Source organism: Gemmata sp. (assembly GCF_051859125.1).
GTDB lineage: Bacteria > Planctomycetota > Planctomycetia > Gemmatales > Gemmataceae > Gemmata.
Map to the genome: position 1 here is coordinate 1 of NZ_JBHYGG010000153.1, position 6,869 is coordinate 6,869.

At 69.0% G+C, this 6,869-nt stretch carries 4 protein-coding genes; all 4 read right to left on the reverse strand.

Annotated features, from left to right (window positions below; all coding sequences use genetic code 11):
• Positions 1-35: 35 nt before the first annotated feature.
• The 4 genes from ACTIGN_RS14820 to ACTIGN_RS14835 all read right to left on the reverse strand — a co-directional run bounded on the left by ACTIGN_RS14820 (position 36) and on the right by ACTIGN_RS14835 (position 6,708).
• Positions 36-638 carry a hypothetical protein gene (locus tag ACTIGN_RS14820; RefSeq protein ID WP_439625117.1) on the reverse strand — a complete coding sequence of 201 codons (603 nt, stop codon included), beginning with the start codon at positions 636-638 and terminating at the stop codon, positions 36-38.
• A gap of 203 nt (positions 639-841) precedes the next feature.
• Positions 842-2,257 carry a DUF1501 domain-containing protein gene (locus ACTIGN_RS14825; RefSeq protein ID WP_439625119.1) on the reverse strand — a complete coding sequence of 472 codons (1,416 nt, stop codon included), beginning with the start codon at positions 2,255-2,257 and terminating at the stop codon, positions 842-844.
• 219 nt (positions 2,258-2,476) lie between these two features.
• Positions 2,477-5,713, reverse strand: a complete 3,237-nt coding sequence (locus tag ACTIGN_RS14830; protein WP_439625121.1) for a DUF1549 domain-containing protein — start codon at positions 5,711-5,713, stop codon at positions 2,477-2,479.
• A 161-nt stretch (positions 5,714-5,874) separates the two neighbouring features.
• Entirely contained in the window at positions 5,875-6,708 is an 834-nt protein-coding gene (locus ACTIGN_RS14835; protein ID WP_439625123.1) for a metallophosphoesterase, read from the reverse strand.
• Positions 6,709-6,869: the final 161 nt, after the last annotated feature.

The window sequence follows — 6,869 nt, forward strand, 5'->3', positions numbered from 1 at the left end:
ATAACCGATTAGAGGCTGCCACAACGACTTGCGGTTCACCAGACAGAGCCTAGCCGTTGTCGGACCGCCCAGCGATAGGCGGATACGATTGTGGCAAGGTAGTCGGCCCGGTAGGTGGGACTCCAGTTGGGCCGCTTGGAATCCTCTTCAATGGTGTCAGCCGTGACGCTGGTAGCGAGAGCCCGCCCAAACGATTGCTTGAAGTATCGTGCGAACTTTGCGTAGCCCAAGAAAGTCCCCGCTCCGACCTCCCCATCTTTGGCTTGCAGGAAGGCATCCACCATTTCGCGGACGGTGATTGATGCGGTCGTGGCCAGTGCGGTCTTGTTCGTCATCCGCTCGGTGAGTTGCTGAGCGAGTTGGTTGATTTCGTCGGTCGTCAAGTTGGTCGTGTCCTCGGAATTGGAGGAACGATTATAACTTTTCACTGACTGAAGATCAATCTGAGATTTATCCTTTGTCCGCTTGGTCGGCGACTCCGCCGACATCAGGCGATAGAACGCCTGCAATGCGGACGGGCGGTTGTCCTTGCCCTTCACGCCGAGCGAGATTTGGCGTCCGTCTCGCCATGCGTACCATGCGTCCTTGCTCGCACGATACCAGGGGGTTTCGCTGTCGGGACGCTTGTTCTTGTTCACGCTGAGTGCCTCTCAGCTTTGGTTCCTGGTGACCTCGTCGGGTGACCTGCTCACCCCGAAAGTCACGAAATGCTTGAAAACAAGGCGATTCCGAGTAGTGGACAAACTTTCAAGTCCTCTCCTCGGCACTGCAACTCAAAAACCCCTGGGAACTCCCAGGGGTTTTTCGCTTCTCCGACCCGTTCCGGACCCACTCGCTCAGCTCAGCCCGTGATCTTCTTGTACGGGTCACCCTCGTTGAGCGTCGGCCGCTCGGGCCGGCCCTTGTACTTGTACACCAGGTCCATGTGGCCCAGGCCCATCAGGTGCAGCACCGTGGCGTGCAGGTCGTGGACGTGGAGCTTCTCCTCGACCGCCCGCAGGCCGACCTCGTCGGTCGCGCCGATCGTGCGGCCGCCCTTCACCCCGCCGCCGGCCATCCACTGCGTGAACCCGGTCGGGTTGTGGTCGCGGCCGTCGCCCTTCTCGCTCATCGGGGTGCGGCCGAACTCGCCGCCCCAGTACACGAGCGTGGTGTCGAGCAGCCCGACCCGCTTCAGGTCCTTGAGCAGCGCCGCGACCGGCTGGTCCATCGACCGGCACAGCCCGCCGTGGTTCTCCTCGAGCTTGCTGTGCGCGTCCCACTTGCTCCCGGCCCCGTGGTAGATCTGCACGAACCGGACGCCGCGCTCGACCATCCGCCGGGCGAGCAGGCACAGCCGGCCCATCGTCGCCGTCTCCTTCGCGTCGAGGCCGTACAGCTTCCTCGTCTCCTCCGTCTCCTTGGTGAGGTCGACCGCTTCCGGGGCCTGGGCCTGCATGCGGAACGCCAGCTCGTAGCTCGTCATGCGGGCGTCGAGTTCGGTCTGGTCCGGGTTCTTCTCGGCGAACCGCGAGTTGATCTGCTTCAGCAGGTCGAGCTTGCCGCGCTGCTGTGGGTCGGTAACGCCCTCGGGGGTGTTCAGGTTCGGGATCGGCTCGTTGCCGCCCTGGATGCGGGTGCCCTGGTACACGGCCGGCATGAACCCGGCGCCCCAGTTCCGCGGGCCGTTCACCACCTGCGACTGGCTGTCCTGCATGACCACGAACGCCGGCAGGTTCGCGTTCTCACTACCGAGACCGTAGGTGACCCAGCTCCCGAGCGACGGCCGGCCGCCGAGGATCGAGCCGGTGTTCATCTGGCACACGCCGGCCGAGTGGTTGATGCCGTCGGCGACGCACGACCGGATCACCGCGAGGTCGTCGGCCAGCTCGGCGGTGTGCGGGAGGAGTTCGCTGACCCACAGGCCGGCCTTCCCGTGCTGCTTCCACTTCCGCGGGCTCGCGAGGAGCGGCGCGCGGGCCTCGCCCATCGACGTGATGACGCTCCCGAAACTGTCGGGCAGCGGCTTCCCGGCGAGCTTGTTGAGCGCCGGCTTCGGGTCGAACGTGTCGATGTGGCTCGGCCCGCCCTCCATGAACAGGAAGATGCACGCCTTCGCGGTCGGCTTGAAGTGCGGCTTCCGTGGGTCGAGCGGGTTCGGGCTCGGTGCGGCCGCCGACCCGCCCGCGGCCAGCGCGTTGAGCGCCAGCGCGCCGAACCCGGTGCCGGCCGACGCGAGCCACCGGCGGCGGGACTGACGGGCCATCCAATTGGTCATCGGTGCGACTCCGCGTGGTTGGTTCCGCGCCATGTTGCTTGGAATCCGGATTCTTTGCCCTCTCCCCTTGCGGGAGAGGGTGGCCGCGCTTCGCGGCCGGGTGAGGGGTGAAGCCTCCGCGCCTCGGACGGTCTCACCCCTCACCCGCCGCTCGAAGACTCGCGGCACCCTCTCCCGCAAGGGGAGAGGGCGAAGACACAGACGGCCGCCCTTGTGGCCTCACTCCGTGTACAGGAACTCGCTCGCGTTGAGCAGGACGTGGCACAGGTCCACCCAGGCGGCCTTGGCCACGTCGCGGGGCGTCCTGGCGCCGGCCGCGGCCGGCTTGATGTCGTACCCGTGGCCCGAGGCGTCCTTGAACACGTTCGGCTTCGCCTCGAACTGCCAGTACCCGTAGGTCTGCTTGTTCGTCCCCTCGCGGGTGAACAGGAGTTGCTCGACGCCCAGCGCCGCGGTCGAGACGCGGACGTCGTCGACGAGCCCGTCGAACCCGGCCTGGCCCTTGCCCCCGCGGCTCCCGATCGTCATCGGCACCTTGTTGTCGAGCCCCGACACGATCGAGTGCTTGACCTTCGCGGTCAGCAGCGGCTCGTCGTCGTTCGAGAGGTCCTTGAGGTAGAACGCGACCTGCCCGGGTTCCTTGTCGGTCGCGAGCGTGACCGTGGCCGCGAGGTAGTACGGCTTGTTCAGCGCGACGTGCTGGTCCGAGAACACCGCGTCCTCGCCGACGGTGCCGTCGGCCTTCGTGCCGACCAGTTGCATCACGACCGTCTGCGGCTTGCGGCGCGACTTCTTGCCGGTGACGCCGAACACCCACCCGGGGTGCTGCGCGTCGCCGTCCCACTTCGCGGCGACGGTGCGGATCGCGGCGGTGTCGGCGACGGTCTGCGGGTAGATGAACGCCTCGATCGTGAAGTCGGCCTTCGGGAACTTGTCCGAGTGCGGCACTTCGTAGCCCGGGTGCGCGCCGAGCTTGATCTCGGCCGCCTGCCCGTCGCGGTACGGGATCTTCCCGCCGGCGAACTCGGCGGCCGCGGAACTGCTGCGCTGCGGGTCGATCCGCTTGGCCTGCTCGGCGAGGAACGCGCGAGCGGCCGACGCCTCTTCCGTGGATGGTGGCCGGCCGAACGCGAGGTGGTACGCCCGCTCGACGCGCTTCGCCTCGTCGGGTTCCTCGCGGGCGAGCCGGTCGGCGAACGCCCGCGACCGGGCGAGGATGGTTTGGCTGTTGAACAGGAGGAGCGACTGCACCGGGGTCGTGGTCGTGTCGCGGGACGACGCGCTGTTGAACCAGTACGGGGCGTCGAACACGTCGAGGAGCGGGTCGCGGGTGTTCCGCATGACGCGGCTGTACACCGAGCGCCGCGGGTCGGTGGCGGGCGTGCCGGGGCCGCCGGCCTTCAGGTCGAGTTCGCCGGTGACCGCCAGAACCGAGTCGCGGATCTGCTCGGCGTCGAGCCGCCGCACGCCGCCCCGCCACAGGAGCTTGTTCTCCGGGTCCGCGAGCCGGCCGGCCTTCGGATCGGGGTGCGCCGCCGAGCGGCGGTACGCGGCGCTCGTGACCATCAACCGGTGGAGGTGTTTGAGCGACCACGGCTTCGCGGTTTCGCCCGTCGGCGAGACCAGCTCCGCAGCGAGCCAGTCGAGCAGTTCGGGGTGCGTCGGGGCGTCGCCGAGCTTGCCGAAGTCGCTGGCGTTCGCGGCGAGTCCCCGGCCGAAGTGCTGCTGCCAGAGCCGGTTCACGATGACCCGGGCCGGCAGGGGGTTCGCGGGGTCCGTGAGCCACTTCGCGAGCGCCGACCGCCGGCCGCTGGAGTCCGGCAGGGCGGTGACCGCTGCGGGCTTCTCGTCGAGGAGCGTGAGGAACCCGGGCTCGATCTCGGCGTCGCCCTTTTTGGGGATGGTGACCGGCGCGGCCCTCGGCCCGGCGTCGGTGGCCGCGAACGCGACCGGCAGCGGGGCCGGCTTGAGCGCGTCGAACGCGGCCAGTTCGCGGCGGATCGCGAGTACCCGCTCCTTGTCGGCCCCCTTGAGGGTCCGGTCGAGCCGGTCGAACTCGTAGTACACCTGCCGGTACGCGAGTTCGGCGAGTTGGTGCTCGAGCGGCGCGCGCTCGGCGACCGGCTTGCGGATCATCACCTGGATGTCCGGCGGGAACTTGTTGATCGCGTCCTCGGCGGCCTTCTTGCGGTACGGGGCCTCGATCTTCGCCAACTCGGCCCGCAACTCGGCGGTCTTCGCTTCCCACGCGGCGAGCTTCTCGGCGTGCGCGGCGCGCTCGGCGGCGGTCGCGGCGAGCAGGTCCTGCCGCGGGAGCAGACCCGAGAAGAACCCGCGGAGCCGGAAGTAGTCCTTCTGCAGGATCGGGTCGAACTTGTGGTCGTGGCACCGGGCGCACTGCATCCCCATGCCGAGGAACACGTCGCCGGTGGTGTCGGTCACGTCGTCGAGGATCAGGTTCCACTGCGTGCGGACGTCGCGCTGGTTGTACTCGTAGATCCAGTGCCGCAGGTAGCCGGTGGCGACCAGCGCCTCGGGGTCACCGGGGAACAATTCGTCGCCGGCGAGTTGCTCCTGTACGAACCGGTCGTACGGCTTGTCGGTGTTGAACGCCTTGACCACGTAGTCGCGGTACCGCCATGCGGTCGGGCGGTAGTCGTCGATGCGGTAGCCGTCGCTGTCGGCGTAGCGCACGAGGTCGAGCCACAGCCGCGCGGCGCGCTCGCCGTACCGCGGCGACGCGAGCAGCCGATCGACGAGCCGCTCGTAGGCGCCGGGCGACTTGTCGGCAACGAATGCTTCCACCTCGTCGGGCCCCGGCGGCAGGCCGGTGAGGTCCAGCGCGACGCGGCGGATCAGCACGCGGCGGTCGGCCTCGGGTGCGGGGGCGAGTTTGGCCTGATCGAGTTTGGCGAGAACGAACCGGTCGATGGGGTTGTGAACCACCGCGTTCGCGGCGCTCGCCCCGGGCGGGGCCGGGCGGCGAACGGGCTGGAACGCCCACCACTTGCGGTCCTCGTCGGTGATCTTCCCGGGGGCGCGGCGGTTGGTGGTCTTGCCCGCGTTCGGCCACGGCGCGCCCATCTTCACCCACTCGGTCAGCGCCGCGACGTCGGCGCCGGCGAGCTTCTCCTTCGGCGGCATCTTGAGGTCGTCGTTCGCGTACGCGACGGCCTCGACGAGCTTGCTCTTGGCGGGGTCGCCGGGCACGACCGACGGCCCCGAGTCGCCGCCCTGGAGCAGCCCCGCGAGCGAATCGACGACGAGCCCGCCCTTGTTCTTCTTCTGCGCCTCGCTGTGGCAACTGAAGCACTTCTCGGCGAGGACCGGCCGCACCTTCTTTTCGAAGAACTCGGCCTGCTCCTTCGTCGGTTCCTTCGGGGGCTCGGACGCGAGTCCGCGGGCGGGTGCAAGGAGCGATACGGCCGCGACCGCGGCGAGAGCGAAGTGGCGCATGTGGGAGTTCCCGTCGAAGAACCCGACCGGTTGGAGACTGGCAGCCCGGTTCGAGCATCGCACCGAGGACCTACCCACCTAGCATAGCAAACTCCTCGGGCCGACCAGCAGCTTTACCGGCCGCCCGTCAGAATTTGAAGGCGTGCGAATCGGTGCGGCCGTTACCCTGCCGCCAGCGTCAGGAGGCACACCTCGGGCGGGACATTCATCCGCAGCGGGACGCCGGCCTCGCCCAGCCCCCGCGACACGAACACTTGAGACGCCGGCCCCTGGACCAGCCCCTGCCGGTACTTCTCGCCGAAGCGCGACGGCACCCACGGTGCCTTCCCGAGGTACACCTGCCCGCCGTGCGTGTGGCCGCTCAGGATCAGGCCGACGCGCGGGTCGGGCGCCTGCTCGGCGAAGTCCGGGTTGTGCGACAGCAGCACGACCGCAGCGCCCGTCGGCACGCCCGCGAGCGCAGCAGTGAGGCTCGGCTTCCCCCACCACAGGTCATCGACCCCCGCGAGCCACAGCCGCTGGCCGTCGAGCGTGACTTCCGCGTGGCGGTTGGTCAGGTCGCGGAGCGGCGTGGCGGAGATCACGTCGCGGTAGACGGCCCCGCCGCGCTGCATGTCGTGGTTGCCGGGGACCGCGAACACGCCGAGCGGGGCCGACAGTGCCGAGAGCGCGTCGAGGCACGGCGGCAGCTCGATGTCGGTCCTGCCGCCGGTGTGTGCGTAGTCGCCGACGAGCGCGATCAGGTCGGGGTTCAGCGAGTTCGTGAGCGCGACCGCCTCGCGGATGAAGTCGATTCCGACGAACGGCCCGTGGTGCAGGTCGGCGAGGACGGCGACCGTCTTGCCCTCAAACGCCGGCGGGAGGTTCGGCACCGCGACCGGGTGCCGCGTCACGCGGACGTGGGCCGCTTCCCAGAAGCCGTAGCCGGTGGCGGCGAGAACGCCGGTGCCCGTTGCGAGGGCGGAGCGGACCAGGAACTTGCGGCGCGAGATCATGTCGGGCTCCCCGGGAGCGGTCGCGGGCGGGCGGCATTGTGACCCAGCGCCGCCCGCCCACACAACCGCACTTTCGGTCAGGGTGGGCCTGTTGATCTGAGCCGGTGGCCGGGCGAACCCTGAGCGCCAGCGAGGGGGTGAGGCGCACCCCCTCGCTGGCG

What these genes read in the sequence shown, in the direction of transcription:
- ACTIGN_RS14830 (WP_439625121.1), bottom strand. Translation starts at nt 5,713, where the DNA reads ATGCGCCACTTCGCTCTCGCCGCGGTCGCGGCCGTATCGCTCCTTGCA.
- ACTIGN_RS14825 (WP_439625119.1), bottom strand. Translation starts at nt 2,257, where the DNA reads ATGACCAATTGGATGGCCCGTCAGTCCCGCCGCCGGTGGCTCGCGTCG.
- ACTIGN_RS14835 (WP_439625123.1), bottom strand. Translation starts at nt 6,708, where the DNA reads ATGATCTCGCGCCGCAAGTTCCTGGTCCGCTCCGCCCTCGCAACGGGC.